Source organism: Stenotrophomonas sp. PS02301, from assembly GCF_029959485.1.
Classification (GTDB): domain Bacteria; phylum Pseudomonadota; class Gammaproteobacteria; order Xanthomonadales; family Xanthomonadaceae; genus Stenotrophomonas; species Stenotrophomonas maltophilia_Z.
The window spans coordinates 1-26,044 of sequence record NZ_JASCOO010000008.1 but is presented as its reverse complement, the minus strand read 5'-3'; the positions used below and the strand labels follow the sequence as shown (position 1 = coordinate 26,044).

The 26,044-nt window shown below is 66.7% G+C and carries 24 protein-coding genes; 18 read left to right on the top strand and 6 right to left on the bottom strand.

Annotated features, from left to right (window positions below):
• Window positions 1-24: 24 nt before the first annotated feature.
• Window positions 25-1,206: a GDSL-type esterase/lipase family protein gene (locus QMX81_RS03640; protein ID WP_282258616.1), complete on the top strand. Its 1,182-nt coding sequence runs from the start codon at window positions 25-27 to the stop codon at window positions 1,204-1,206.
• A complete protein-coding gene (locus QMX81_RS03635; RefSeq protein WP_282258614.1) occupies window positions 1,203-2,306 on the top strand; it encodes a sugar kinase in 1,104 nt (367 codons plus the stop codon). Before QMX81_RS03640 ends, QMX81_RS03635 begins: the two co-directional genes overlap by 4 nt.
• 19 nt (window positions 2,307-2,325) lie before the next feature.
• Here the strand turns inward: QMX81_RS03635 and QMX81_RS03630 are convergent, their stop codons facing one another.
• Both QMX81_RS03630 and QMX81_RS03625 read right to left on the bottom strand, forming a co-directional pair.
• A complete protein-coding gene (locus QMX81_RS03630) occupies window positions 2,326-2,751 on the bottom strand; it encodes an NUDIX domain-containing protein (protein WP_121044139.1) in 426 nt (141 codons plus the stop codon).
• 132 nt (window positions 2,752-2,883) lie between these two features.
• Window positions 2,884-3,456: an Ax21 family protein gene (locus tag QMX81_RS03625; RefSeq protein WP_121044142.1), complete on the bottom strand. Its 573-nt coding sequence runs from the start codon at window positions 3,454-3,456 to the stop codon at window positions 2,884-2,886.
• A 675-nt stretch (window positions 3,457-4,131) separates the two neighbouring features.
• On the opposite strand from QMX81_RS03625, the gene QMX81_RS03620 reads away from it, so the two are divergent.
• A complete protein-coding gene (locus tag QMX81_RS03620) occupies window positions 4,132-4,491 on the top strand; it encodes a DUF1428 domain-containing protein (protein WP_282258849.1) in 360 nt (119 codons plus the stop codon).
• Between the two features lie 16 nt (window positions 4,492-4,507).
• Here QMX81_RS03620 and QMX81_RS03615 read toward each other — a convergent pair whose 3' ends face one another.
• The gene (locus QMX81_RS03615) at window positions 4,508-5,188 is read right to left on the bottom strand and encodes a hypothetical protein (protein WP_282258608.1); all 681 of its coding nucleotides are present in this window, start codon (window positions 5,186-5,188) and stop codon (window positions 4,508-4,510) included.
• Between the two features lie 196 nt (window positions 5,189-5,384).
• Window positions 5,385-6,404, bottom strand: a complete 1,020-nt coding sequence (locus QMX81_RS03610; RefSeq protein WP_282258606.1) for a histone — start codon at window positions 6,402-6,404, stop codon at window positions 5,385-5,387.
• Between the two features lie 555 nt (window positions 6,405-6,959).
• Between QMX81_RS03610 and QMX81_RS03605 the strand changes: the two genes are divergently transcribed.
• The 10 genes from QMX81_RS03605 (at window position 6,960) to QMX81_RS03560 (ending at window position 15,640) form a co-directional block, all read left to right on the top strand.
• Entirely contained in the window at window positions 6,960-8,387 is a 1,428-nt protein-coding gene (locus tag QMX81_RS03605) for a Do family serine endopeptidase (RefSeq protein ID WP_121044158.1), read from the top strand.
• Between the two features lie 111 nt (window positions 8,388-8,498).
• Entirely contained in the window at window positions 8,499-8,864 is a 366-nt protein-coding gene (locus tag QMX81_RS03600) for a hypothetical protein (RefSeq protein WP_121044161.1), read from the top strand.
• An 8-nt stretch (window positions 8,865-8,872) separates the two neighbouring features.
• The gene (locus QMX81_RS03595) at window positions 8,873-9,373 is read left to right on the top strand and encodes a phage holin family protein (protein ID WP_193222801.1); all 501 of its coding nucleotides are present in this window, start codon (window positions 8,873-8,875) and stop codon (window positions 9,371-9,373) included.
• Window positions 9,370-9,843: a protein sip-5 gene (locus QMX81_RS03590; RefSeq protein ID WP_282258601.1), complete on the top strand. Its 474-nt coding sequence runs from the start codon at window positions 9,370-9,372 to the stop codon at window positions 9,841-9,843. The genes QMX81_RS03595 and QMX81_RS03590 overlap by 4 nt, the downstream gene beginning before the upstream one ends.
• A 136-nt stretch (window positions 9,844-9,979) precedes the next feature.
• On the top strand, window positions 9,980-11,071 hold the full coding sequence (locus QMX81_RS03585) for an AI-2E family transporter (RefSeq protein ID WP_121044167.1): 1,092 nt from the start codon (window positions 9,980-9,982) through the stop codon (window positions 11,069-11,071).
• Window positions 11,072-11,156: 85 nt separating this feature from the next.
• Window positions 11,157-11,633, top strand: a complete 477-nt coding sequence (locus tag QMX81_RS03580; RefSeq protein ID WP_282258598.1) for a hypothetical protein — start codon at window positions 11,157-11,159, stop codon at window positions 11,631-11,633.
• A gap of 64 nt (window positions 11,634-11,697) precedes the next feature.
• The gene (locus tag QMX81_RS03575; protein ID WP_121044173.1) at window positions 11,698-12,408 is read left to right on the top strand and encodes an HAD family hydrolase; all 711 of its coding nucleotides are present in this window, start codon (window positions 11,698-11,700) and stop codon (window positions 12,406-12,408) included.
• Between the two features lie 28 nt (window positions 12,409-12,436).
• Window positions 12,437-13,804 carry a leucyl aminopeptidase family protein gene (locus QMX81_RS03570; protein ID WP_121044176.1) on the top strand — a complete coding sequence of 456 codons (1,368 nt, stop codon included), beginning with the start codon at window positions 12,437-12,439 and terminating at the stop codon, window positions 13,802-13,804.
• Window positions 13,805-13,970: 166 nt separating this feature from the next.
• Complete coding sequence (locus QMX81_RS03565) at window positions 13,971-15,083, top strand: catalase family peroxidase (RefSeq protein ID WP_121044180.1); 1,113 nt, start codon at window positions 13,971-13,973, stop codon at window positions 15,081-15,083.
• Window positions 15,080-15,640, top strand: coding sequence for a cytochrome b/b6 domain-containing protein (locus QMX81_RS03560; protein WP_121044183.1), 561 nt, complete (start codon window positions 15,080-15,082; stop codon window positions 15,638-15,640). Before QMX81_RS03565 ends, QMX81_RS03560 begins: the two co-directional genes overlap by 4 nt.
• Window positions 15,641-15,677: 37 nt before the next feature.
• On the opposite strand, the gene QMX81_RS03555 is transcribed toward QMX81_RS03560, so the two are convergent.
• Window positions 15,678-16,280 carry a response regulator transcription factor gene (locus tag QMX81_RS03555; RefSeq protein WP_046274363.1) on the bottom strand — a complete coding sequence of 201 codons (603 nt, stop codon included), beginning with the start codon at window positions 16,278-16,280 and terminating at the stop codon, window positions 15,678-15,680.
• Window positions 16,277-17,512, bottom strand: a complete 1,236-nt coding sequence (locus QMX81_RS03550) for a sensor histidine kinase (RefSeq protein ID WP_282258585.1) — start codon at window positions 17,510-17,512, stop codon at window positions 16,277-16,279. Before QMX81_RS03550 ends, QMX81_RS03555 begins: the two co-directional genes overlap by 4 nt.
• Before the next feature lie 408 nt (window positions 17,513-17,920).
• On the opposite strand from QMX81_RS03550, the gene QMX81_RS03545 reads away from it, so the two are divergent.
• The 5 genes from QMX81_RS03545 to QMX81_RS03525 all read left to right on the top strand — a co-directional run bounded on the left by QMX81_RS03545 (window position 17,921) and on the right by QMX81_RS03525 (window position 25,762).
• Window positions 17,921-19,156, top strand: coding sequence for an efflux RND transporter periplasmic adaptor subunit (locus QMX81_RS03545; RefSeq protein WP_121044189.1), 1,236 nt, complete (start codon window positions 17,921-17,923; stop codon window positions 19,154-19,156).
• 166 nt (window positions 19,157-19,322) lie between these two features.
• Complete coding sequence (locus QMX81_RS03540) at window positions 19,323-20,012, top strand: ABC transporter ATP-binding protein (RefSeq protein ID WP_102788867.1); 690 nt, start codon at window positions 19,323-19,325, stop codon at window positions 20,010-20,012.
• Between the two features lie 14 nt (window positions 20,013-20,026).
• A complete protein-coding gene (locus tag QMX81_RS03535) occupies window positions 20,027-21,187 on the top strand; it encodes an FtsX-like permease family protein (RefSeq protein WP_282258582.1) in 1,161 nt (386 codons plus the stop codon).
• A 10-nt stretch (window positions 21,188-21,197) separates the two neighbouring features.
• Entirely contained in the window at window positions 21,198-22,508 is a 1,311-nt protein-coding gene (locus QMX81_RS03530) for an ABC transporter permease (protein WP_121044514.1), read from the top strand.
• A gap of 431 nt (window positions 22,509-22,939) precedes the next feature.
• The gene (locus QMX81_RS03525) at window positions 22,940-25,762 is read left to right on the top strand and encodes a TonB-dependent receptor (RefSeq protein ID WP_152152891.1); all 2,823 of its coding nucleotides are present in this window, start codon (window positions 22,940-22,942) and stop codon (window positions 25,760-25,762) included.
• Window positions 25,763-26,044 lie beyond the last annotated feature (282 nt).

The window sequence follows — 26,044 nt, the reverse complement described above, 5'->3', positions numbered from 1 at the left end:
CGCTGACCGCCTGGGAGGGCCGCCATGCTGCGCTGGATCACTGCATTCTCTCTTGCACTTGCCACCAGCGCTGCGGCGCTGCCCGCCCAGGCCCAGGTCTGGGTGCCGGCCTGGACCGCCTCGCCGGCGCCGGATCGTCTTGATGGCACCCCCGAGGCCCCGGTGCAGTTCGCCAACCAGACCGTGCGCCAGGACATGCGCCTGGCCAGTTCGGCCCGCGCCCTGCGCTTCCGCATCAGCAATGAACTCGGCCAGGCCCCGCTGCATATCGGCGGGGCCTCGGCCCACCTCACCGGCACCGCCACCGCGGCCAAGCCGGTCACCTTCAATGGTCGCGGCGAGATCGTGGTGCCGGTTGGCGCTGCGCTGCTCAGCGACCCGGTCGCGATCACGGCGCCGGCGCTGGCCGACATATCGTTCACCGTGTATTTCCCGGATGCCACCCGCCCGGCCGTGCGGCGTACCGCGCTGCGCATCGCCGACGGCCGCCAGGCCACTGTGGGCGACGCGGTCAAACTCGCCTACCGGCAGAACGTGGTCTCCGCCGTGCTCGCCGAACGCACGCGCACGCCGATCGTGGTGGTTGCCCTCGGCGACTCCATCACCGAAGGCGCCACCGCCACCCGCGGCAGCAATGGCGACTGGCCTGCACTGCTGTCCGCCCGTCTGCAGCAGGCGTGCCCGGATCAGGTGGTGGTCGTCAACGCCGGCATCAGCGGCAACAAGGTCATGGACCACGGCCGCAGCCACAGCGCGCTGGCGCGGCTGGACCGCGATGTGATCGCGCTGCCGAACGTGGACCGCGTGATCCTGTTCGAAGGCATCAACGACATCCGCCATGATGGCGGCACCCCACCCGTGGCCGGCCGCAACGCAGAGGACATGGTGCTGGGCTACCGGCAGATCGCCGAGCGCCTGCACAGCAACGGCATTCGCCCGATCGCCGCCACGATCACGCCCTTCGGTGGTTCGGACCGGTACGAGCCGATCGCCGCCGCCACCCGCACCACGCTCAACAGCTGGATGCGCGGCGGGCGCAGCGGTTTCGATGGCCTGATCGACTTCGACCAGATCCTGCGCGATCCGTCCAATCCGGAGAACCTGCCCGAGGAGATCACCCGCGACCACCTGCATCCCAACGACGAGGGCTACCGGCGGATGGCCGAGGGGATCGATCTGGCGCTGCTCGGGTGCCCGGCGCGATGAGTGCCCTGACCTTCCAGGTTGCGGCCGAGAATGGCCAGCGTTGGGACGCGCTGGCGCTAGGCGAGGTGATGCTGCGCTTCGATCCCGGCGAAGGCCGGATCCGCAGCGCCCGCCAGTTCAACGTGTGGGAGGGCGGTGGCGAGTACAACGTCGCCCGCGGCCTGTGCAGCACCTTCGCCCATCGCACCGGGGTGCTCACCGCCCTGCCGCGCAACGAGTTGGGCCTGCTTGCACAGCAGCTGATCCAGGGCGGCGGGGTGGATGCCAGCCAGATCGTGTGGCGCGACTATGATGGCATCGGCCGCAACACCCGCATGGGCCTGAACTTCACCGAGCGCGGTTTCGGGGTGCGTGCGCCGCTGGGTATTTCCGATCGCGCGTACTCGGCGGCCTCGCAGCTGCAGCCGGAGGCGTTCGACTGGGATGCGCTGTTCGGGCAACACGGCGTGCGCTGGCTGCACACCGGTGGGATCTTCGCCGCGCTGTCCGAGCACAGCGCGCAGACCGCGATCACCGCGGTGCGGGCCGCACGCCGGAACGGCGTGGCGGTCTCCTACGATCTCAACTACCGCGCCAGCCTCTGGAACAGCCATCCCGACCCGGATGCCGCGCGTCACGCCAACTGCGCCATCGCGGCCGAGTGCGATCTGTTGATCGGCGATGAGTATTCGTTCGCCGCGTGCCTGGGGATGGACCTGAGCGATCTTGGTCGCCGCCACACGCCGATGGATGTCGGTCCGGCGGAGGCAGCCGCCGTGCGCGCGATGGCGCAGTTCCCGGCGCTGCAGGCGGTGGCGTTCACGCTGCGCGACGCCGCCAACGCCGCCCGCCACGGCTGGGCCGGTGCGCTGCGCACACGGTCGCAGCTGTATGTCTCCGACGCACGCGAAGTGGATCTGCTCGACCGTGTCGGCGGCGGCGATGCCTTCGTGGCCGGCGTGGTGCATGCCCTGCTCAGCGGCAAGGGCGAGCAGGCGGCCGTGGATCTGGGTGCGGCACATGGCGCGCTGGCGATGTCCACGCCGGGCGACTACGCCATCACCAGCCTGGCCGAAGTAGAGGCCGTGGCGCGGGGAGATGGCGCCGCCGCACGACGCTGAGCGCCCTGCGCGCGAGGACTCAGTGCGCGATCGAGAGGTGTTCCAGGGCCTTGCGCGTAGAGAGTGTCAGCGGCGCGGGCAGTGCATCGGCGGTGAACCAGCCCAGCCCGAGCAGTGCCTCGGGCTCCTGCACGGACGCGATCGTGGTGTCCTGGGCGCGCACCAGATACACCGGGGCGACCCAGTGCTGGGCAAGCGCCGGCTCGAAATGATCGACCACGCATAACAGACGCTCCACCGTCACCTGGAGTGCGGTCTCCTCCTCCACCTCACGGATCACCGCGTGTTCGACGGTTTCCATCCAATCGACCTTGCCACCGGGCAGCCCCCAATGCCCCTGCTCGGGCGGACGCCCACGCTGGACCAGCAGGATCGCGCCGTCGGCGCGCTGGATCACGGCACCACAGCCGAGGCGAGGCTGCTGCAGATCGGAGGACGGGGGCATTGGGCATCTCCATGAGGGTGCCGCATTATCCCTCGCGCCCGCTGCGGACATCGCGCTCACGAAAAAGGCCCGGCAATGCCGGGCCTTTCCTGCCACGCCGGTCAGGCACGTGGCGATGCGGTCACGCTGGGATTACCAGCTGAAGCGCGGGCCGACCGACCATTCCTTGTCACCATGGCGATCCATCTTGATGTCGCCGTTGATGCCCCAGTTCTGGTTCAACTTCACCTGGCCACCCAGGCGGCCGTAGAACTGGCCATCCGGATTGACGCCGTGCTTCTTGCTGTAATCCTCGTAGCCGGCCATGGCATAGACTTCGGCGTGCTGGCCGAACGCGGTACGGATACCGGCTTCAGCGCTGTAGCCGTTGAAATCCAGGCCTTCCTTCGGGTCGAACTTGTTGTAGGCAACGCGGCCCACGAAGTCGGTGCTGTTGCCGATTTCCTGGTTGTAGCCGACGCCGACGCGCCACTGGTCAACCTTGAAGTTGCCGATGTCGGTCTTCTGCTGGTTGTACTCACCGAAGGCGTGGAAGTTCGGCAGGAAGGCATAGGAACCCTTCACGCCCCAACCGTCGGCCTTGCCGCCATCTGCGTCGGTCTTGACGTAGTCGGCTTCAGCGTAGTTGTAGGACAGGCCTTCAGCCGCCGAAGCGGTGAACGGGAGGGCGGCGGCCAGGGCCAGAGCAATCAACGAAGTCTTCATGGGGGTACACCTTTATGTCTTGGACTACTTGCACCCGGCATGGAGGCCGGACTGCATCGGGAATGTAAATTCTCCGTTATTCGACACAACCCGCCCTGAAGTTGACCGCGTCGACAAAAGTGAATTTTAGGGCGCCGTTCAGACGCGCTCTGGCATACGCGCGTGGCCTTTTTCAGGCGATGAGGACGTGAATGCCCGTCCTGCGCGGCGATCACGCGGGTAACTGAAAAGGGGCGGGGCGAAGGCCACGCGCGGGAACCGCGCGGGGAAAGGATTCTGGTCACGACGGTGCCCTTTCGGGGCGTCACGCGCTGGGGAAGCCGCTCTTGGGGAGTTATCGGCTAACGCGTCCATCCTCCTGGATGCACCGAGGTCCGTGCCGTGGGGCGTTGGACCGCAGGGCGCCGTGGGGCGTCCTGCCCGGCAAGGCCATCATGTGCTGAATGCGTCAGCTGGCCTATCAGGATGTTCCGCACCATGACTCAGAGTTTTCTGACGTTTGTCCCGAAGGCCGCCGAAATTGGCGGATTGGATGCTGAATTTGTTCACTTCGTGACCGTCCTGGACAGATTCACCGCCCGCAACGGCCACCGCGCGCACTGTCGATGTTCCATCCCCCGGTTCGTCGTATGTCATGAAGGCGCCCATCCCGGCGCGTCATCTGGAGCTTTTGCCATGGCCTATATCGATGGTTTTGTACTTGCCGTGCCGACCGCGAACAAAGCGAAATTCCTGGAACACGCGCACATGGGCGATGCGATCTGCATCGAGCATGGTGCGCTGCGCGTGGTGGAGTGCTGGGGCGACGATGTCCCGCACGGCAAGCAGACCGACTTCCATCGCGCGGTAGCGGCCAAGGATGATGAGGCCGTGTTGTTCTCCTGGATCGAATGGCCGGACAAGGCCACGCGCGATGCCGGCATGCAGAAGATGATGGAGGACCCGCGGATGAACCCGGAGAACAATCCGATGCCGTTCGACGGTAAGCGGATGATCTACGGCGGCTTCGTGCCGGTGGTGGAACTCAAGAGCTGAGCGGTTCTGCTATCGCTCAACGCGGGTGTGCGGATTCGTCGTCGCTCTGGAATCCGCCGCCCGTGCCGCCACCGCCGCCCATTCCTCCACCACCACCGCCGGTTTTTCCACTGCCTTTTTCTGCCGCATCGCCCTTTCCCTTCGCACCGGCCGAGGGCCGTGCGGGACCCTGGCGCGGGATGGTGACCGTGGTTGGAATCGGATCCAGGTCCAGCGCCTGACGGATGAAGTCACGCAGCGACACCACCAGCTCGGCCGTGGGAACGAGGCGACCCTGGGCCATCTCGTTGGCGGCGTGAGCGGCCAGGCGCACCTGCTCGTCGGTGCCCAGCAGCACGATGTCCGACAGGGCCGCTTCCACCGCATCACGGATCCGCCGCGCACGCTCGCCACCGTTCTCGGCCTCCGCCGGCAGGTGCAGCGCATCGCCGTCTTCGCTGCCGTCGGGCAGCGCGCGGAAATCCCGGCGATGGCGTGGATCGACATCGAGCGTGCCGGTGAATGAGCCGCCAAGGACCTTGTAAGCGGCGATCAGCGTACGCAGACGCTCGTTGATCTGACGATTCTCGCGTTCGCGGCGCTGCTGCATGGTCTGCATGACCAGGAGCCGGATGCCGACGCCGATCAACGTAATGATCGCCAACCCGACCAGGGTGGAGAGCATGGCCTGCCAGGAGCTGAAGTCGAGACCGCGCATTGCATCTTCCCGTGAACGTGTGCCGGTCAGGTTAGCAACAGACGCAGGGAGGTGATGGTGATGGCCGGGTCCGGGAGCCTGATCGCACAGTGACGCGATGCGCTCGACCGGGATGCCAACATGACCGTGGGCGGGCACAGGCCCACCCCACCATGCCGCTCCCGCCCTCAGGCAGGAGCAGCACGTTACAACTTACTTACTTGCGCGCGCGCTTGGCCGGCGCCTTGCGTGCAACCGGCTTGGCGGCAGCACGCTTGGCCGGGGCGGCCTTGCGGGCCGGAGCCTTCTTCGCCGGGGCCTTCTTGGCCACAGCCTTCTTGGCGGTAGCGACCTTCTTGCCGACGATCTTCTTGGCCGCTGCGGTCTTCTTGGTCACGGCCTTCTTGGCGGTGGCGACCTTCTTGCCAACCGACTTGCGGGCGACGGCGGTCTTCTTGCCGGCCACCTTCTTGGTGGTCGCGGTCTTCTTGGTCACCGCCTTCTTGGCGGTCGCCGACTTCTTGACCACAGCCTTCTTGGCGGTGGCGACCTTCTTGCCGACGGTCTTCTTGGCGACGGCGGTCTTCTTGCCGGCCACCTTCTTGGCCGCTGCGGTCTTCTTGGTCACGGCCTTCTTGGCGGTCGCCGACTTCCTGGCAACAGCGGTCTTGGCAGCGGCGACCTTCTTGCCGACGGTCTTCTTGGCGGCAGCGGTCTTCTTGGTCACGGCCTTCTTGGCGGTCGCGGTCTTCTTGGCGACAGCCTTCTTGGCGGTGGCAACCTTCTTGGTCACGGTCTTCTTGGCAGCAGCCGCCTTCTTGGTCACGGCCTTCTTGGCGGTCGTGGCCTTCTTGCCGGCAGCCTTGGTGGTCTTGGTCACGGCCTTTTCAGCGGTGGCCTTCTTCTTGGCGACCTGCTTCTTGATGGCAGTGGCTTCGGCCTTGGCGTTCTTCTTGGCCGCTTCCAGCTTCTGCTTGGCGGTGGCCAGGGTCTTGCCGACCGACTTGGCCGCCTTGTCAGCCTTCTTGGCGACGGTCTTCTCGACCTTGGTCACGGCCTTCTTGACCTTGGCGACCTGGGTGGTGGCCGCCTTGCGGGCGCGCTTGGCGGTCTTCTTGACCGAAGCGACGGCATCTTCCGCAACGTGTGCGATGGTCTCGCCGACGTTGGTGGCGGTTTCTTTTGCATCTTCGACGGTCTGCGAGAGAACCGTGGTCACACCATTACCGTTGCTCATTGAGTGCCTCCTGAGGGGCCTGGTTAGTCAAATCGCTGGCGATGCTATACCGGCGCGGTCCATCGTGGAACGGTCTTGATGCGATGCTCGTGCCACGCCGACAGTAGCACCCCCATCGTCGGCAGCAAGCAACGCACCAGCCACTTGCACGAAACCCCTTGAAAACAGCATCAGCGCTCCAGCGCGTGGCGCACGCGATGTGTCTCGATGCGCATGTCGGCTGCATTCAATGAGCCCATGATTGATCGTCGCACTTGATCCATTCCCTGCCCTCGCACCCGGCATTTGCGCTGGTTTCGATGACGCGGATGCGCCTTGCGGGTGCATGACCCGGGTGCGCCTGGACGTTGCCAGGCACACCACACCGCCCTCCTTCGCACCTCGCCACCGGCCCATATCGGCCCCGCCATCCGTGCCCAGGCAACGTCACCGCAAGGCCGACGACGTGGCGAATTTCATCCAAGGTTTAGCCGATTGCGGACACACTCATTCAGGTTGAATTACCGTATACGTGTTTTCCCTGCCCCGTCCCCTCCGACACGGAACCGCCGGACCATGCGACCGCTCCCGACCCTGCTCACGCTCGCCCTCGCCGCTGCCTTCGGCGGGTTCACCGCCACGGCCATCAACGCGCACCTGGACAACCGTGCCGAAGCGGCGCCGGCCGCGTACACGATTCCAACCACGGCCGCGCTGCCCGCAGCGATCGCCGGCCAGGCGGTGCCCTCGCTGGCGCCGATGCTGGAGCGGGTGATGCCGGCAGTCGTCAGCGTCAACACCAAGCAGGTGGTGCGCGTGCGCAACCCCTATTTCAACGACCCGTTCTTCCGCCGGCTGTTCCCGGAAGTGCCGCAGGAACGCATCAACGAATCACTGGGCTCGGGCGTCATCATCGATGCCGCCGAGGGCCTGGTGCTGACCAACCATCACGTCATCGACAACGCCGACGACGTGCAGGTGACCCTGGCCGACGGGCGCACGGTGAAGGCTGAATTCATCGGCTCCGATGCCGATACCGATGTCGCGTTGATCCGCATTCCGACCGGCAACCTGACCGAGATCAAGCTCGGCGACAGCGCCCAGCTGCGCGTGGGCGACTTCGTGGTGGCGATCGGCAACCCCTTCGGTTTCAGCCAGACGGTCACCTCCGGCATCGTCTCTGCGGTGGGCCGCAGCGGCATCCGCGGGCTGGGCTACCAGAACTTCATCCAGACCGATGCCTCGATCAACCCGGGCAATTCCGGCGGTGCGCTGGTCAACCTGCAGGGGCAACTGGTCGGCATCAATACCGCCAGTTTCAATCCGCAGGGCAGCATGGCCGGCAACATCGGCCTGGGCCTGGCGATCCCCTCCAACCTGGCGCGCGATGTGGTCGACCAGCTGGTCAAACACGGCGTGGTGGTGCGTGGCACGCTCGGCATCGAGGCGCAGAACCTGACCCAGCAGATCGCGCAGGGCCTGGGCCTGACCGAGACGCGGGGCGCGCTGGTGACCCGCGTGCTGGCCGGGTCCAGTGCCGCGGCCGCCGGACTCAAGCCGGGCGATGTGGTGGTGTCGGCCAACGGCCAGCGCGTGGACAGTGCCCAGGCGCTGCACAACGTGGAAGGCCTGCAACCGGTCGGCAGCACGCTGACCCTGGACGTGCGCCGTGAGGGCAAGCCGCTGCAGATCAAGGCCACGCTGAAAGAACAGGCACGCGCGGTCACCGGCGAGTCGCTCGATCCGCGCTTGGGCGGGGCCACCTTCGTCGATCTGCCCGAGTCGCTGCGCCAGGCCGGTGTCAGCGGGGTGTTGGTCAGTGACGTCAAGCGCGGCAGCCGCGCGGCAGCCTCCGGGCTTGCGCAGGGCGACGTGATCACCGCGGCAACGGCAGGTGAGTTTGCCGACCTCGCCAGCTGGCGCGCCAACTTCCAGCAGCGCCCGGCGCAGCTGGTGCTCAGGATCATCCGGGGAAATGGCGGCGGCCAGCTGGTGATGCGCTGAACGCGGCGTCAGCCGTAACGTCGCTTACACCCGGCCGATGCTATTACCTTGTGTTCGTTGCCGTCGGATCGTCCGCGGTCACCTTCCCCATCGCATAGCAGGAGATACACGATGAGCCCCACCAATACCGAGAACCTGAAGGAACACCTGGGCGAAGCCGGCTCGCACCTGAAGTCGGCGGCCACCGCTGCCGGCGGTGCGATCAAGGGCGCCACCGGCGCTGCCGGTGATGAGCTGCGCCTCGGCAAGGCCAACGTCAAGGCCGAGCTGTCCGATACCGCGCTGTCCGGTCTGGCCGCAGCCGAGTTCGGTGGTGCCGCCGCCAAGGAACAGGTCGATGCACTGATGGACAAGGGCAAGGACCTGGTCGACAGCGCCGCCGAACTGATCCGTGAGCGTCCGCTGGCCTCCTTCGGCGTCGCCTTCGCCGCCGGCTGGATCATCGCCAAGCTGGCCCGCAGCGGCGGCGACAAGTAAGCAGCGGCGTGAGCGATCAAGCCCAGTCGCCCGCCCCCGGTGGCGCGGATACCCCGCCACCGGACAGCGGTGAAAAAGCACCCCGCCTGGACGAGAGCATCCGCCAGGTGGGTGAGGCCGGCCGCGAGACGGTGGATTCGGCCAAGCACACGCTGCGCTCCCTGCGACGGTTGGCCTCGGCCGACTTCGCATTGGCGCGCAGCGCGTTTGGCCGGGCACTGGCCTGGGCCGGCGTGGCGATCGTATTCGGCGCGTCGGCCTGGTTGTTGCTGGCCGGTACGCTGATCGCCCTGATGCAGCGATGGGGCCTGTCCTGGTTCCATTCGCTGCTGATCACGTCGATCGTCAGCCTGCTCGTCACCGGTTACGCGATGTGGCGGGTCTCGTTCTTCTTCCGCCATACCGGCATGCATGCCACCCGCCGCCAGTTGTCGCGGCTGGGCCTGTATGACGAACCGAGCGATGAAGATCCCGATGCCGACGTGGATACCACGGGGGTGAAGCGATGAACTTCGAAGCCTTGCGGCAACGCGTCCAGCGTGCCGAGCTGGTGGTGGCGGTGCGGGTGGAGAAAACCCGCAGCAGCTGGTTCACCCTCAGCACCGTCTGGCGTACCGGATGGACACCGCTGCGCATCATCACCGTCGGTCTCGCCGGCGGCTTCCTGGCCGGCAAGCTGGAGCCGACCGGGCTCGGCGCGAAAGTGCAGGGCGCGCGTTGGCTGCAGATGATCGGCTCGGTCTCCAATCTGGTGGCCAGTACCCAGGCCGCGTTCGCCTCGATGCAGGCCAGCGAAGCGGCTGACACCGCCGAGCAGGCGGCCGACAAGGTGGATGACGCCACCGATCAGGCGCCGCGTCAGGCGGCTCGGGCTCCGGCAGCAGCCGCGCCACGGCTCACTCCGGAACGGCGTGCCGATCCGGCCTCGCCGCATCAGCCGCAACCGGCGGAAGCCGCCACGGACCTGTCCGAACGCTGATCGCACCGCGCTCGGACGCACTATCCAAAGGCCCTGCGATACCCGTCGCGGGGCCTTTCTTCGTCTGCACGCCCCCCACACGCCATGCGCACCCGGCTTGCCCAATAATGACGCTCCTTTCCAGTGTGCGACCTGCATGAGCGTTCCGGTATCCCCTTCCGCTGAAGCCGCTGTCGCACCTTCCCCGCCCCGGCCACGCGCGCCGATGTCGCTGGTGATCCTGGCCACCCTGGCGGTGGCCTTTACCCTGTGGGCGGCGCAGGACGTGGTGCTGCCGATCCTGCTGGCGATGTTCTTCGCGCTGGTCGGCAACCCGATCCTGCGGGTGCTGCAGAAGATCTGGATCCCCCGTTTCCTCGGTGCGGTGCTGGTGCTTGGCGTGGGCCTGAGCGGCGCTGCCGCACTGGGCGTGCAGTTGGTGGGCCCGGCGATGGAGTGGGCCCAGGAGGCACCGCAGCAGCTGCGCAAGGTCGCCCGCCAGGTACAGAACCTGACCAAGCCGGTGCAGCAGGCCAACCAGGCCGCCGAGAACTTCGCGCGGGTGGCCGGTGGCGAAGGCAGCCGCCGGGTGCAGATCGTGCGCACCCAGATGGATGATCCGTACAAGGTCCTGACCCGTGCACCACGGTTGGCTGCTTCGGTGCTGGCGGTGGTGCTGTTGACCCTGTTCTTCATGATTTACGGGCAGAGCCTGCAGAAGCACGCCATCGCCCTGTTCCCCAGCCGCCAGCAGCAACGGTTCACGACCGACATCCTGCGTTCGATCGAACGCGAGGTGTCCCGCTATGTGCTGACCATCACCGTGATCAACACGCTGGTCGGCCTGGTGTTCGCCGGCATCCTGCTGCTGCTCGGCATCTCGCTGCAGGAGGCGCTGCTGTGGGGCACCGTGGCGGCGCTGCTGAACTTCGCGCCGTATGTGGGACCGCTGATCGGCGTGGCGCTGATGCTGCTGATGGGCTTCGTGGAGTTCAGTGATCCGTTCCAGGCGCTGCTGCCGGCCGCGTGCTATCTCGCCCTGCATACCGTCGAAGGCCAGGTGGTGACGCCGATCGTGCTCGGCCGCCGGATGGCGATCTCACCGCTGATCCTGATCCTGGCGCTGATGGTGTTCGGCTGGCTGTGGGGCATGATCGGCCTGCTTCTGGCGGTGCCGCTGCTGGTCTGCATCAAGCTGGTGCTGGCGCGGCTGGATGGCACCCAGGGCTGGGCCAAGCTGCTGGAATAAGCGGTTCAGGGCAAGGATACGGCTGGGCGCGCGATCCCCGGTGCTGCCAGAATACCGGCACCTTTTCGGATGGATCCCGGCCCTGATGTCTTCCCTCGCTGTCCGTTGCCTCGCCCTCGCCGGCCTTGTCACCCTTGCTGCCCCGACGTTGGCCGCTCCCCCACCCAGCGCCGAGGTGGCCAGCCGCCAGCTGATCGAGGCGGTCACCTGCAAGCGTCACCTGACGCCTGCGCAGTTCGCCGCGCTGGCAAAGGTGCTCAAGCCGACCGAGCTGCAGGCGTACGGCGAACTGTCCGATGGCGAGTATGCGCTGACCAAACCATTGCTCGTGCTGGGCCAGCCGGTGAACCGCCTGCACCTGTACGACGGCGCCAGCGGCGAGGACAGCATCGACAGCTATACCGCCTACTTCAGCACGGCCGGTATCGACCAGATCGCAGCGCTGGCGAAGATTCCGCGCAATGAAGCCGGCGACTACACGCTGGAAGTGGGCCGCCACGACCTGAGCGTGCGGCAGGACGAGGGCCAGGCATCCATCGCCTGCTCCTACGACCTGCGCTGAAGCACCTCACCTCGGCGCCTGCGCGCGCCATGAAAGCCCGCGCGCGCAGGCGTAGAATGGCGGGGTGAATTTCCCCGTCCAAGCCATCACCCTCGACCTCGACGACACCTTGTGGCCGTTCGCCCCCATCGGCGCCCGCATCGACCAGGTGTTGTACGAGTGGATGCTCCAGCACAGCCCCGCCACCGCCGCGATGTATCCGGTGGCGGCGATGCGCGAACTGCGCGAGCGCTCCTTCCATGACAACCCGCACCTGCACTACGACCTGAGCGCGCTGCGCCGGTTGACGCTGAGCGAGGCGCTGGACAAAAGCGGCGCCGATCCGGCGCTGCTGGAACCGGCCTACGAGGCGTTCTACGCCGCGCGCAACCAGGTGGAGTTCTACCCGGATGCGATGGACGCACTGGCCCGGATCGCCGCGCGCGTGCCGGTCGCCGCGCTCAGCAACGGCAATGCCGACCTGCAGCGGATTGGCGTGTCCCACCACTTCACCTTCCAGCTCGGCTCGCGCGAGCACGGTGCGGCCAAGCCGGCCGCCAGCATTTTCCACGCCGCCTGCGATCGCCTCGGCATCGCACCTGCCCAGGTACTGCACGTCGGCGACCACGCCGAGATGGACGTGGTCGGTGCGATGCAGGCCGGCCTGCGCGGCTGCTGGATCAACCGCGAAGAACACACCTGGACCCACCCTTCACTGCAGCCCGATCTGCAGTTCGACACCCTGACCGGGTTGGCCGACTGGCTGGATGCGAACGCATCCGCCCAGCACGCGTAAGCCGCCGCCCAAGGAGCACTCGAATCCCATGTCCCAGATCAACGGTTTCACTTCCGAGACGCGCAACGCCCTGCCGCTGCACGTGATGACCCGCGAGCAGTACGCCGGCTGGCGTGCGCAGCAATCCGACGCGCTCGGCGCGTGGCTGGATGCGCAGCGGTTCAACGGCAGCGGTGGCAGCGTGGTGCTGCTGCCGGGCGAACACGGCCTGGCCGGCGCCATCGTCGGTGTGGGCGACCCGGGGGATGTCTACAGCTACGCGCATGCGCCGTTCGCGCTGCCCGAAGGCACCGTCTGGACGCTGGCGGATGCACTGGCACCGGAGATCGAGACCCTGCTGCAGCTCGGCTGGGGCCTGGGCAGCTACCGCTTCGCGCGGTATCGCAAACCGAACCGCGCGCCGGCCCAGCTGGCCGCCACGCCCTCGGCTGAAGTGCGCGACGTGATCGCCGCCAGCCTGCGCGTGCGCGACTGGGTCAACACCCCGACCGAAGACATGGGGCCGCAGCAGCTCGAAGACGCCGCGCGCGAGCTGGCCACCGCGCATGGTGCGCAGATCGAGGTGATCACCGGCGATGCGTTGCTGGAGCAGAACTTCCCGTCCATCCACGCGGTGGGCCGCGCCTCGCATCGCGCGCCGCGCCTGATCGTGCTGCGCTGGGGCAACCCGGGCCAGCCGCATGTGGCGCTGGTCGGCAAGGGCGTGTGCTTCGATACCGGCGGGCTGGACATCAAGCCGGGCGACGGCATGCGCAACATGAAAAAGGACATGGGCGGCGCCGCGCACGCACTGGGCCTGGCCGGCCTGATCATGGCCCAGCAGTTGCCGGTGCAGCTGACCCTGCTGATCCCGGCGGTGGAAAACGCGATCGGTCCGGATGCGTTCCGCCCGGGCGAAGTGATCGCCACCCGCAAGGGCCTGAGCATCGAGATCGACAACACCGACGCCGAAGGGCGCGTGATCCTCGCCGATGCACTGACCTATGCCAGCGAGCAGCAGCCGGAGATCGTGCTCGATTTCGCCACCCTGACCGGCGCGGCCCGCATCGCGCTCGGCCCGGATCTGCCGGCGCTCTTCAGCAACGACGACACCCTGGCCCAGCAGTGGCTGCAGGCCGGTGAATCGGTGCGCGATCCGGTCTGGCGCATGCCGCTGTGGCGCCCGTACCTGCGCTACCTGCACAGCAACATCGCGGATCTGGCCAATGCCGGTTCGCGCATGGCCGGCTCGGTCACCGCCGCGCTGTACCTGGAGCGGTTCATCGCGGAAGGCCAGACCTGGGCGCACCTGGATGTATACGCCTGGAACGACGGCGAACGCCCGGGCCGCCCGGCCGGTGGCGAGGCGCTGGCGCTGCGTTCGGCGTGGGCGATGCTGAAGATGCGGTACGCCTGAGGCTGCACCGGGTAGTACCCGGTACGCGCTGTTCCCACGATCCCCGCTCCGGCGGGGATCGTCGTTTCTGCAGAGTTGTCGAAAATGTGAATATCGGCCTGCGCCGGGTTCTGACACCATGCTCCTGTCGCCCACCCACACGCATCGTGAAGGCAGGAATCCGGACATGTCGCTCTTCGGCTATACCCGCGCTGGTCGCGAACCGGGCGCCCCACGCCCTCCCTCACCGTTGCTGTGGATCGCCCTGATCGCCCTGATCGCCGGCGGCCTGGTGCTGGCCTTTGCCTGGCTGGCCGGCTGGATCGGCCGCGACCGCGTCACCGCGCAGACCTTCACCGATGCCATCGAGGCGACCGGCCCCCCGCAGCCCGGCTTCCGCCGCGCGCATACCAAAGGTGTCTGCGTCAGCGGCGTGTTCCAGGGCACACCGGAGGGCGCGGCGCTGAGTTCGGCACGCGTGTTCCGCCAGCGCCAGGTACCGGTACTGGGCCGCCTCTCGATCGGCGGCGGTGACCCGCATGGCGCCGACAACAAGGCCCGCGTGCGCAGCATGGCGCTGCAGCTGGTCAGCGACGACGGCCAGGAATGGCGCATGGCAATGAACAGCTTCCCGTTCTTCGCGGTGCCCACTGCCGAGGCCTTCCTGGAACAGACCCGCGCCGGCATCCCGGACCCGGCCACCGGTAAACCAGACCCGGCAAAGATGGCCGCCGTGCTGGAGAAGTACCCCTCCGCGCGTGCCTTCCAGCAGTGGGCCAAGACTGCCCCGTGGTCGAACAGCTGGGCCAACACCACCTACAACGGCGTCAACAGTTTCCGCTTCACCGCCACCGATGGCAGCCACCGCTTCGTGCGCTGGAGCATGCGCCCGCAGGCGCCCTTCGAGGACATGACGCCGGAGCAGCGCGCGCAGTCCGACGATGATTTCCTCAGTGAGGAGTTCGCGCAGCGGCTGGCGCAGGGCCCGGTGCGCTGGGATATGTGGGTGACCCTCGCCAACGATGGCGACCCGGTCAATGATCCCTCGCAGGTCTGGCCGGAGGACCGCCGCCAGGTGAAGGCCGGCACACTTACCCTGAGCAGCATGCAGCCGCAGGCCACCGGCGCCTGCCGCGATCTCAATTACGATCCGCTGATCCTGCCCAGTGGTGTAGCGGGCACGGATGATCCCATCCTGGCCGCACGCTCGGCGGTGTATTCGCAATCGTTCAATCGCCGCGAGCGCGAAATCGCCAGCGGCAAAGCACCCGTTGCGACGGGCAAGGAAGGTGCGCGATGAACCGTGATGCCGGCCATTTCAATCTCCTCGCACGCGTCCTGCACTGGCTGATGGCGGCGATGATCCTGACCATGCTGTTCGTCGGTGTGACCATGGTCGCTTCGCTGCACTGGCGGCCGATGCTGATCGATCTGCATCGACCACTCGGCATCGCGATCCTGCTGCTGGTGCTGGTGCGCCTGTACAACCGCCTGCGGCATCGCCCACCGCCGCTGCCAGCCGATCTGCCCGCCTGGCAGGCCGCGGCCGCGCATGCCTCGCACTGGGTGCTGTACGGACTGATGCTGGCGATGCCGCTGGTCGGCTGGGGCATGCTCTCTGCCGGCGGCTACCCGATCGTGATGGGAGGAGGCGTCCACCTGCCGGCGATCCTGCCACACAACCCGGCGCTTTACGCCGCCCTGCGCAACGCACACAGCCTGCTCGCCTATGTGCTGTTCGCCACGGTGGTGATGCACCTGTCAGCGGCGCTGTTCCACCTGTGGGTGCGCCGCGATGGCGTGTTCCAGGCGATGGCGAAGGGGCCGGAGAAAGAGCGCAACGATGATGCCGGATAGATCAGGCTGCCTGGCATCCTGGTAGCCACCGACCGCGTTACAGCCAGCCTTTCTGCCGCGCCAGCCGATACGCTTCGATGCGGTTGGCGACGCCGAGCTTGCCGATGCACTCGGACAGGTAGTTGCGCACCGTGCCGTGCGAGAGGCCGAGCTGGGTGGCGATCTCGCTGGCCGAGCGGCCGTCGCCGGACAGGCGCAGCACCTGACGCTCGCGGTCGTTGAGTGGATCGGCCTGCGACCATGCATCCAATGCCAGCTGCGGGTCGATCGCGCGGCCGCCGTGCTGCACCTGGCGCAGCGCATCGGCCAGGCGCTCGGCCGGGGCGTCCTTGAGCAGGTAGCCGCAGACGCCGGCATCCAGCGCGCGGCGCAGGAAACCCGAACGCGCGAAGGTGGTGACGATCACCACCTTGATCGGCAGCCCCTGGCGGGCGATCCGCTGCGCCAGCTCCAGCCCGGACAGCCCGGGCATTTCGATGTCGGTGACCAGGATGTCCGGTTTGAGCTGCTGCAGCATCCGCCACGCGGCCTCGCCGTCGGCCGCACTGCCGAGCACCTCGATGTCCGGCTCCAGCCCGAGCAGCGCGGACAAGGCGCCACGCACCATCGCCTGGTCTTCAGCGAGCACGATGCGGATCATGATGCGCCCCCGGCAGGCAGCGACGGCGCGGTCGGCACCTCCACCGGCGCCACCACGGCGGTGGTCGCGGCCGGCAAGGTGACCCGCACCGTCACGCAGGTGCCCTCCCCTTTTGCCGACTGCACCGCCAGGGTGCCACGCAGTGCAGCGACGCGTTCGCGCATCCCGGTCAGCCCGTTCCCATCAACGTGGACGCCGCCGCGCCCGTCATCACGGATCTGCATCAACAGACTGCGCCCGTCCTGTTCGAAGGTGATCCACGCCTGCCGCGCCTGCGCATGGCGGGCGACATTCGTCACCGCCTCGCGCAGCACCAGCGACAGCGCACGCTCGGTATCGACCGGCATCGGCGGCGGCGGCGCGTAGTGCAGATGCACATGCTGGTACTCCAGCAGCAATCGGGCCGAAGCCAGTTCGGCGGCCAGATCGCTGGCGCGGATACCGGTCACCGCGCTGCGCACTTCGGCCAGCGCCTGCCGCGCGATCGTTTCAGCCTCGTCCACTTCACGGCGCGAGCCCACCGGATCGCGGTCGGCCAGCTTGCGCGAGAGCTCCAGCTTCAAGGTGATCAAGGACAGCGTATGCCCCAGCAGATCGTGCAGATCGCGGCCGATGCGCTCGCGTTCGGCAGTCGCCGCCAGCCGGCGCACTTCATCCTGGGACAGCTGCAGCGCTGCATCCTGTTCATGGCTCGCGGTTTCGAAATTGACCACCAGGCTGATGATCATTGCCATGCTCGGGATCCAGATCAGCGCCTGCCACGGATAGTGGGCCAACAGACCCACCACCACGAACAACGCGTTCAAGCCCACCAGCTGCAGCAGATAGCGCCCGTAGCCACTGCGGCGCGAGACGCGCAGGGTGACACAGCCGAAAATGAAGTAGCTCACCGCCGAGGGGTACCACGCCAGCGGCACCAGCCCCAGCACCACCATCGACAGCGCATAGCGCGGTGCGTGGCAACGCGGTGCGAGCAGCACCCCGGCGTACAGGACCAGGAACACCGGGTAGGTCAGCAGGGTCAGCGCCGCCCAGCGCCACGTGTAACCACCGCCGAACAACGGCGTCAGGAACACCCACAGCGTCCACAGCAGATGGATCGCATCGACCCACGGCGATCTGCCGCGCCGCAGGTTCTCGGCCACGGCCGAATCCGGCGCAGGGCGCAACAGGGAGGCGGGCCGACTGAAGGACACGGACGATTCCAGGGCAGAACGAACAGGCGCGATCATGCCACTTCAGCCGATCCGCCGCAGGCGGCGCCGTGCCAGCCCAAGCGCCATGACGGTAATGCAGAGCAGCACGGCCACATGCACCCAAGCACTGCCCTGCGCCGGCTGGCCGACCGCCGGCAATGCCAGTTGGGCCAGGTGCCAGGTCGGCCACAGCGGTGCCAGCGAAGGCAGGCCACTGGCGAGGCAATGGATTCAGTCATGGCGGACTCCCGAAGAGGACAGCCACAGCGTCCGTCATCGGCGCGGCCCACCGCAGTGGCCGTCGTCAGCCCATGCGGGTGACAGCTGTCACTGCCGGCGCCGCAGGCTGCCGGGCATGCTGTGCACCACCCCGGCCACCGTGCCGGTTTGCCCCTCGGCCGCCGATGCGGTCACACTCGGCCCGATTCCCCGTCCAGACTCACGATGAACGCATCCGCTGAACTGCTCAAGGAACTCCGCATCGACCGCAAGGCCGGTTCGCCGCCCCCGTCGCCCTCGCGACGTGGCCGCTGGATCGTGCTGGCGATCGTCCTTCTCATTGTGCTGGCCGGCCTGGCCTGGTTCGTGCTCGGCCGCGAGCGCCCGATCGCTGTGACCACCGCGCCCGTGGTGGCGATCCAGCAGGGCGGCGCCAGCAGCTCGGTGCTCGACGCCAGCGGCTACGTGGTCGCCCGGCGCATGGCCACCGTCTCGGCCAAGATCACCGGCAAGGTCCGGGAGGTGATGATCGAGGAAGGCATGCGCGTGGAAGAGGGCCAGGTGATGGCCACACTCGACCCGATCGATGCCAACGCCCAGCGCAGCCTCTCCGCCTCGCAGCTTGAAGCCGCACGCAGCCAGTTGGCCGGGCTGCAGGCCCAGGTGGCCCAGGCCGACGCCGAAGCGGGCCGCCTGCAGGCACTGGTTGGCCAGCAGCTGGTCTCGCGCTCGCAGTACGACCTGGCCATCGCCCAGCGCGACAACCTCCGCGCCCAGCTCAGAACCGCCCAGCGCAACACCACCGTGGCCAGCGATTCGCTGGCGATCGCCGACCTCGGCGTGGACAACAACATCGTGCGCGCGCCGTTCTCCGGCGTGGTCACCGCCAAGGCTGCCCAGCCGGGCGAGATCGTCTCGCCGCTGTCGGCGGGCGGCGGCTTCACCCGCACCGGCATCGGCACCATCGTGGACATGGATTCGCTGGAGATCGAAGTCGAGGTCGGCGAATCCTTCATCGGCCGCGTGCAGCCGAAGATGCCGGTCGAGGCCACGCTCAATGCCTACCCGGACTGGAAAATTCCGGCCGAGGTGATCGCGATCATCCCCACCGCCGACCGCGGCAAGGCCACCGTGAAAGTGCGCGTGGCGCTGAAGACAAAGGACCCACGCATCGTTCCCGAGATGGGCGTGCGGGTCAGCTTCCTGGAGAGCGCCCAGCCTGCCGAAGCCGCCAAACCGCAGGGCGTGCGCGTCCCGGCCTCGGCGATCGTGGAGCGCGAGCAGAAGACGGTCGCCTTCGTGGTCAAGGACGACGCGCGGGTGGAACAGCGCGCGATCACCGTGGGCACCACGCTCAACAACGACCGCCAGGTCACCCGGGGCCTGAGCGCCGGCGAGGTCGTGGTGACCACACCACCGGCCGAGCTGCACGACGGCAGCAAGGTCACCGAAACCCCCTGACGGGTCAGCAGCTGCGTCACGCGAGCCACTCTCACGCTCGCGGCAAGTGCGATTCCCTCGTGCCGTCACGGCGCGCACGGTGGCGGCTGCCCGTCACTGTGGAACCCGGCGGCCCTCGCCCGGACGCGCCGGATGCCCTTTCTTCCCGATCCACGGAGAACCACCCATGTCCACCCTGGTTTCGCTCCGCAACATCACCAAGACCTACCAGCGCGGCCCCGAGAAAGTGCAGGTGCTGCACGGCATCGACCTGGACATCCAGGCCGGCGATTTCGTCGCGTTGATGGGCCCGTCCGGCTCGGGCAAGACGACCCTGCTGAATCTGATCGGTGGGTTGGATACGCCCACCGCCGGCGAGATCGAGATCGAAGGCGAGCGCATCGACCGCATGAGCGGCGGCCAGCTCTCGACCTGGCGCAGCCACCACGTCGGCTTCGTGTTCCAGTTCTACAACCTGATGCCGATGCTGACCGCCCAGAAGAACGTGGAGCTGCCACTGCTGCTCACGCACCTGGGCGCCGCGCAGCGCAAGCGCAACGCGGAGATCGCACTGACCCTGGTCGGCCTGGCCGACCGCCGCAGCCACCGCCCGAATGAACTCTCCGGTGGCCAGCAGCAGCGCGTGGCGATCGCCCGTGCGATCGTCTCCGACCCGACGTTCCTGATCTGCGATGAGCCCACCGGTGACCTGGACCGCCAGTCCGCCGAGGAGATCCTGGGGCTGCTGCAGCAGCTCAACCGCGAACACGGCAAGACCATCATCATGGTCACCCATGATCCCAAGGCCGCCGAGTACGCCACGCACACGGTGCACCTGGACAAGGGCGAACTGGCCGACGCGCCAGCGGCCCACTGACGGAGGATGCGGCGATGAAATACTTCTCGCTGGTCTGGGCACAGCTGTTCCGCAGCAAGACCCGCACCCTGCTGACGTTGTTGTCGGTGGTGGCGGCCTTCCTGCTGTTCGGCATGCTCGATTCGGTCCGGGTGGCGTTCAACTCCGGCGGTGACACCATCGAAGGCGCCAAGCGGCTGGTGGTCTCCTCCAAACTCTCGATCACCCAGAGCCTGCCCCTGCGGCTGCTGCGCGATATCGAAGCCACCCCGGGCGTACGCAAGGTCAACTACGCCATGTGGTTCGGCGGCATCTACCAGGACCAGAAGAACTTCTTCCCGAGCTTCTCGGTCTCGGACAACTACATGGACCTGTACCCGGAGTTCGAGCTGCCGCCCGAGCAGGCCGAGGCATTCAAGAACACCCGCACCGGTGCACTGGTCGGTGAAGCCCTGGCCAAGCGCTTCGGCTGGAAGGTGGGTGACACCATTCCGATGCAGGCCACGATCTTCCCGCGCAAGGGCAGCAACGACTGGCCGCTGGAATTGAGCGGCATCTACCGGGCCAAGGACCGCAACAACGCCGGTGCGGAGAACCAGATGATGCTTCACTGGAGCTACTTCGATGAATCCAACGACTACATCAAGAACCAGGTCAGTTTCTACACCGTGCAACTGGAGAACCCTGCCCACGCCTCACGCGTGGCGCAGGCGATCGATGCGCTGTCGCTGAATTCGGATCACGAAACCAAGTCGCAGACCGAGGCTTCGTTCTCACAGGCCTTCGCCAAGCAGTTCGCCGATATCGGCCTGATCGTCACCGGGATCATGGCCGCGGTGTTCTTCACCCTGGTACTGCTGACCGGCAACACCATGGCCCAGGCCGTGCGCGAGCGCGTCCCGGAGCTGGCGATCCTCAAGACGCTGGGCTTCAAGGATGGCACCGTACTGGTGCTGGTGATGGTCGAGTCGGTGCTGCTGATCGTGCTCGGCGGGCTGATCGGCATGGGCCTGGCCTCGATCGTGATGCCGGTGATCAGCGCCAGCAGCCAGGGCATGATCAGCCTGCCCGGCGTGCCGGCGCAGACGTGGGTGGTGGCGCTGTGCCTGATGGCGGTGATCGGGATCGTGGTGGGCCTGCTGCCGGCATTGCGCGCGCAGCGGTTGAAGATCGTCGATGCACTGGCCGGGCGCTGAGGAGACCACCATGAAGACGCACTGGATGTGGAACGTATTGACCGTAGTGGCGCTGCTGGTCGCCCTGGTGGTGTGGATCGTGCTGCCGTGGTGGATGGTGTTGGCGATCGCGGTGCTGCTGGCCGCGTGGCTGGTGCTGACCCGCAGTGGCCGCTTGTCGCTGGCGGCTGCACGGATCGGCATTGCCAGCCTGCCGCAGCGCTGGGGTGCCTCCTCGGTGATCGTGGTCGGCATCGCCGGCGTGGTCGGGGTGCTGGTGGCGATGCTGGCCATGGGCGATGGCTTCAAGGCCACCCTGGAGCGCAGCGGCAGCGATGACGTGGCGATCGTGCTGCGCGGCGGCTCGCAGGCGGAAACCAACTCGGTGATCATGCGCGACCAGGTCCCGCTGATCGAGAACCTGCCCGGCGTGGCCCGCGGCAGCGACGGCAAACCGCTGATCTCCGCCGAGCTGTCGCAGGTGATCAGCCTGCTCTCGCGCAGCGACCACAGCGATACCAACGTGCAGTTCCGCGGCGTCGGCGAGCAGGCATGGGCCGTGCGCGACAACGTGCGCATCATCGCGGGACGCAGGTTCAAGCCGGGCCTGCGCGAGATCGTGGTCGGCAAGGGCGCGCAGGCGCAGTTCGAGGGCCTGGAGATCGGCAAGACCCTGCAGCTGGGCAAGCAGGAATGGACGGTGGTGGGTGTGTTCGCCTCCAATGACGTGCATGAGTCGGAGCTGTGGTCGGACACGCAGACGTTGTCCACCACGTACAACCGCAGTGCGTATCAGTCGGTCAACGTGCGCACCGAAGGGGCGGCGGGCTTCAAGCAGTTCAAGGACGCCATGGAGGCCGACCCGCGCCTGAAGCTGGATGTGGAGACCACCCGCGACTACTACCGCAAGCAGTCCGGCGGCCTGAGCAAGCTGATCAGCATCCTGGGCACGGTGATCGGCGCGATCATGGCGATCGGCGCGGTGTTCGGTGCACTCAACACCATGTATGCGGCCGTGGCGACACGGGCGCGTGAGATCGCGACGATGCGGGCGATCGGTTTCCGCGGCGTGCCGGTGGTGACCGCAGTGATGCTGGAGACGATGCTGCTGGCCCTGCTCGGCGGCCTGCTCGGTGGGCTGGTGGCGTGGCTGGTGTTCAACAACTACACCGTCTCCACGCTGGGCAACAACTTCAGCCAGGTGGTGTTCCAGTTCCAGGTCTCGCCGCAGCTGCTGTGGACAGGCTTGAAGTGGGCGCTCGGCATCGGCCTGGTCGGCGGCCTGTTCCCGGCCCTGCGCGCAGCGCGGCTGCCGATCACCACGGCGTTGCGTGAGACCTGAGCGATACGTTTGAACAACGCGCCTGCGCGTGATCGCGCACGCGAAATAGCAACTTCGGAACCGCACTTGCAAGAGTGCGGTTCTTTTTTTGTGCGTGCGTGTTCACTGCACGTTTAGCTGCGGAGCGCGCAGCTGTACGCACGCTGCGACGGCAGGTCGTATCCACTCAAGTTGCTTCGCACCCCGCCGCTATTGCTGCCTCGGCCCCACGCGAGGGTGCTGTTTGGTGTGCACCTCACGACGATGTGAAAAAGGTTTCGTCTGAATGCGTGGTTTTGTCAGCCATCGTTCATTTACAGCGCTTTTTACGCTTTCAAATGAAAGTAAAAAATTTGAAAAGTCATTAGACTCCCGCCCCCCACGTCGTGGTGTGTTGTTCCCCACGCCGCCCCAACGGGCGAATGTTTTTACAGAGAAAGAGAAACGCACGGATGTATTTGAAGACCAATCCGCTGCGCAACGCGATCGCCATCGCGCTTGTCGCCAGCTGCAGTGCCCCCGCCTTCGCACAGAGTGCCGATGACGGCACCACCAACCTGGATCGCATCGAGATCACCGGCTCGCGCATCCGCCAGGCCAGTGTCGAATCGGCCCAGCCGGTCGTCGCGCTGAACCGCGCCGAGATCGAGAAGAAGGGCTACGTCAACGTCGCCGACATCCTGCAGGACGTCACCGCCGCCGGCTCGCCGAGCATGAGCCGTGCCTCCTCGCTGGAATCGGGTCGCGACTTCGGCGGCATGTACGTGAGCCTGCGCAACCTGGGCCCGGAACGCAGCCTGGTGCTGATCGACGGCCGCCGCATGGGCGTCAGCGCCGGCGGTTACTCCGATCTGGCCTCGATCCCGTCCTCGATCGTGGAGCGCGTGGAAGTGCTGACCGACGGTGCCTCGGCCCTGTACGGCTCGGACGCCATCGCCGGCGTGGTCAACATCATCACCCGCAAGAACTTCGACGGTGCCGAAGTCAGCGCCTACGTCGGCCAGTACAGCGAAGGCGACGGCCAGAAGACCGCCTACAGCGCGACCTTCGGCAAGACCTTCGAGCGTGGCTGGGTAACGGTGGGCGGCGAGTACACCGACGAAGATCCGGTCCTGGGCGGCGCACGTGAGTTCACCGCGTACCCGAATGGCCCGCGCCACACCGGCGACGGCCTGAGCGGTGTCACGCCGTGGGGCTACGCGACCGTGGATGGCAAGAACCTCAGCGTGGGCCCGGGCGGCGATCCGACCCAGCTGGGCAATTTCAAGCCGGCGGACAAGGCCAACGACGCCAACACCAAGACCAACATGAGCCTGGTCACCGGGCTGCAGCGCAAGTCGGTGTTCGCCAACGGTGGCTTCTCGATCACCGATGACCTGCGCCTGGTCGCCGATGCGCTGTACAGCGAGCGCGAGTCCAGCAAGCAGCTGGCCGGCTACCCGTACCAGAGCACCGGTTCGCGTGCGCTGCTCTCCAAGGACAGCGCGTTCAACCCGTTCGGCCGCGACGTTGCCTTTGCGCACCGCACCGAAGAGCTGCCGCGCGGTACCGAGAACAACCTGACCACCAAGCGCGCCAGCCTGGGCCTGGAAGGCAGCTTCGAGACCGGTTCGCGGTACTGGGACTGGAACGTCAGCTACATGTACAACCGCAACGAAGGCGAGCGCATCGGCACGGGCAGCATGTACCAGCCGAACGTGAACCAGTCGGTCGGCCCGTCGTTCCTGGATGCCAACAACGTCGCCCATTGCGGCAGCGTCGGCAACGTGATCGCCGGCTGCACCCCGTGGAACCCGCTGGCCCCGATGGGCTATAACGGCCCGGGCTCGCTGAGCAACCAGGACGTGCAGGACTTCCTGTTCACCCGCTTCACCGACACGATGCAGAGCACCACCAAGGTGGCCAGCGCGAACATCTCCGGCTCGCTGTTCAGCCTGCCAGCCGGTGACATCCTGGGTGCACTGGGTGTGGAGCACCGCAGTGAAGAAGCCAGCTACTCGCCGGACCTGATGGTCCAGAAGGGCCTGATCGCCGGCACCACCGGCCAGCCGACCCAGGGCGATTACTCGCTCAACGAGGTCTACCTGGAACTGCAGGTCCCGCTGCTGGCCGACATGGCCTTCGCGCGTGAACTGTCGCTGGACATGGCCGGTCGCTATTCGGACTACAACAACTTCGGCTCGACCACGAACACCAAGTTCGGCCTGAAGTGGAAGCCGATCGACAGCCTGCTGGTGCGCGCCACCTACGGCACCGGCTTCCGTGCACCGACCGTGGAAGATCTGTACGGCGGCACCACCAGCACGCGCGATTCGTACACCGATCCGTGCGACACCAGCTTCGGCGCGGCCGCCAACAATCCGCAGGTCCTGGCGCGCTGCCTGGCCAACGGTGTCCCGGCCAACTTCCGCCAGCTCGCCGCTGACGGCACCGCCGCGACGGTACCGGGCCAGCAGGGTGGCACGGACTTCAGCTCGGGCTCCAACGCCGCACTGAAGCCGGAAACCGCCAAGACCTGGACCGTGGGCGTGGTCTACAGCCCGGAGTTCGTCTCGGGCCTGGACCTGAGCCTGGACTGGTGGAAGATCCGCATCAATGACGTGATCGTCGGTGAGTCGGCCACGGACATGCTCAACCAGTGCTACGTGCTGGGTGTGGATGCCGCATGCGACCGCTTCACCCGTGCCAAGTCGGGCCGCACCATCGGCCAGGTCAACGGTCTGGACCGCACGCTGTTGAACGCGGGCTATCAGGAAACGGCCGGCTATGACCTGTCGGTCCGTTACCGTCTGCCGGAGCTGGCGATCGGCAAGTTCGCGGTCTCCTGGAACACCACGTACGTGGATTACCTGGAGCGCAAGAACGACAACGTCGACACCACGCCGGTGCGTCAGTACACGGGCTGGGAAGGCAACTTCCGCGTGCGTTCGAACCTCAACCTGGACTATCAGTACGGCAACTTCGGCCTCGGCTGGACGGCGCGTTACTACTCCAGCATGAAGGAGAACTGTGCCTACACGACCGAGTGCAGCAATCCGGGCTTCAGTTCGGCGTACACGGGCCGCCAGGGCGTCAACAAGGTGGGTTCGAACACGTTCCACGATATCCAGGTGCGTTATGTGCTGCCGTGGAATGGCACGGTCTCGATGGGCGTGAACAATGTGTTCGACCATCAGGGCCCGATCATGTACAGCCAGCCGAACAGCAGTTTCACGTACTACGGTGGGTTCGATATCGGCCGCTACATGTACATGAAGTATCAGCAGCGTTTCTGATCGGGTTCGCCTGATCAACCTTTTCTGATCTGCGGCTTACTCTCTCCAAGCCGCTGAGTGGAAGTAAGACGGCGCCTTCGGGCGCCGTCTTTTTTTTTGATCTTCGTTATTGGAGCAATGGCTCTTAGAGTGACGGCCCTTAGAGCGACGGCCTTCAGAGCAAGAGCCTTCAGTGCTGGACTCGCTCTGGCTTGGGCGGGCACGGGTGGGTTGTCGGGACCCGCTGCAAGTACGTCCATGTAAGCTCATATGCCGCCATCCATGGCGGCATATGGTCCCGCC

Excerpts from the sequence above, each read along its gene's own strand:
- QMX81_RS03640 (WP_282258616.1), top strand. The coding sequence starts at position 25 with ATGCTGCGCTGGATCACTGCATTCTCTCTTGCACTTGCCACCAGCGCT.
- QMX81_RS03635 (WP_282258614.1), top strand. The coding sequence starts at position 1,203 with ATGAGTGCCCTGACCTTCCAGGTTGCGGCCGAGAATGGCCAGCGTTGG.
- QMX81_RS03630 (WP_121044139.1), bottom strand. The coding sequence starts at position 2,751 with ATGCCCCCGTCCTCCGATCTGCAGCAGCCTCGCCTCGGCTGTGGTGCC.
- QMX81_RS03625 (WP_121044142.1), bottom strand. The coding sequence starts at position 3,456 with ATGAAGACTTCGTTGATTGCTCTGGCCCTGGCCGCCGCCCTCCCGTTC.
- QMX81_RS03620 (WP_282258849.1), top strand. The coding sequence starts at position 4,132 with ATGGCCTATATCGATGGTTTTGTACTTGCCGTGCCGACCGCGAACAAA.
- QMX81_RS03615 (WP_282258608.1), bottom strand. The coding sequence starts at position 5,188 with ATGCGCGGTCTCGACTTCAGCTCCTGGCAGGCCATGCTCTCCACCCTG.
- QMX81_RS03610 (WP_282258606.1), bottom strand. The coding sequence starts at position 6,404 with ATGAGCAACGGTAATGGTGTGACCACGGTTCTCTCGCAGACCGTCGAA.
- QMX81_RS03605 (WP_121044158.1), top strand. The coding sequence starts at position 6,960 with ATGCGACCGCTCCCGACCCTGCTCACGCTCGCCCTCGCCGCTGCCTTC.
- QMX81_RS03600 (WP_121044161.1), top strand. The coding sequence starts at position 8,499 with ATGAGCCCCACCAATACCGAGAACCTGAAGGAACACCTGGGCGAAGCC.
- QMX81_RS03590 (WP_282258601.1), top strand. The coding sequence starts at position 9,370 with ATGAACTTCGAAGCCTTGCGGCAACGCGTCCAGCGTGCCGAGCTGGTG.
- QMX81_RS03585 (WP_121044167.1), top strand. The coding sequence starts at position 9,980 with ATGAGCGTTCCGGTATCCCCTTCCGCTGAAGCCGCTGTCGCACCTTCC.
- QMX81_RS03580 (WP_282258598.1), top strand. The coding sequence starts at position 11,157 with ATGTCTTCCCTCGCTGTCCGTTGCCTCGCCCTCGCCGGCCTTGTCACC.
- QMX81_RS03570 (WP_121044176.1), top strand. The coding sequence starts at position 12,437 with ATGTCCCAGATCAACGGTTTCACTTCCGAGACGCGCAACGCCCTGCCG.
- QMX81_RS03565 (WP_121044180.1), top strand. The coding sequence starts at position 13,971 with ATGTCGCTCTTCGGCTATACCCGCGCTGGTCGCGAACCGGGCGCCCCA.
- QMX81_RS03560 (WP_121044183.1), top strand. The coding sequence starts at position 15,080 with ATGAACCGTGATGCCGGCCATTTCAATCTCCTCGCACGCGTCCTGCAC.
- QMX81_RS03555 (WP_046274363.1), bottom strand. The coding sequence starts at position 16,280 with ATGATCCGCATCGTGCTCGCTGAAGACCAGGCGATGGTGCGTGGCGCC.
- QMX81_RS03550 (WP_282258585.1), bottom strand. The coding sequence starts at position 17,512 with ATGATCGCGCCTGTTCGTTCTGCCCTGGAATCGTCCGTGTCCTTCAGT.
- QMX81_RS03545 (WP_121044189.1), top strand. The coding sequence starts at position 17,921 with ATGAACGCATCCGCTGAACTGCTCAAGGAACTCCGCATCGACCGCAAG.
- QMX81_RS03540 (WP_102788867.1), top strand. The coding sequence starts at position 19,323 with ATGTCCACCCTGGTTTCGCTCCGCAACATCACCAAGACCTACCAGCGC.
- QMX81_RS03535 (WP_282258582.1), top strand. The coding sequence starts at position 20,027 with ATGAAATACTTCTCGCTGGTCTGGGCACAGCTGTTCCGCAGCAAGACC.
- QMX81_RS03530 (WP_121044514.1), top strand. The coding sequence starts at position 21,198 with ATGAAGACGCACTGGATGTGGAACGTATTGACCGTAGTGGCGCTGCTG.
- QMX81_RS03525 (WP_152152891.1), top strand. The coding sequence starts at position 22,940 with ATGTATTTGAAGACCAATCCGCTGCGCAACGCGATCGCCATCGCGCTT.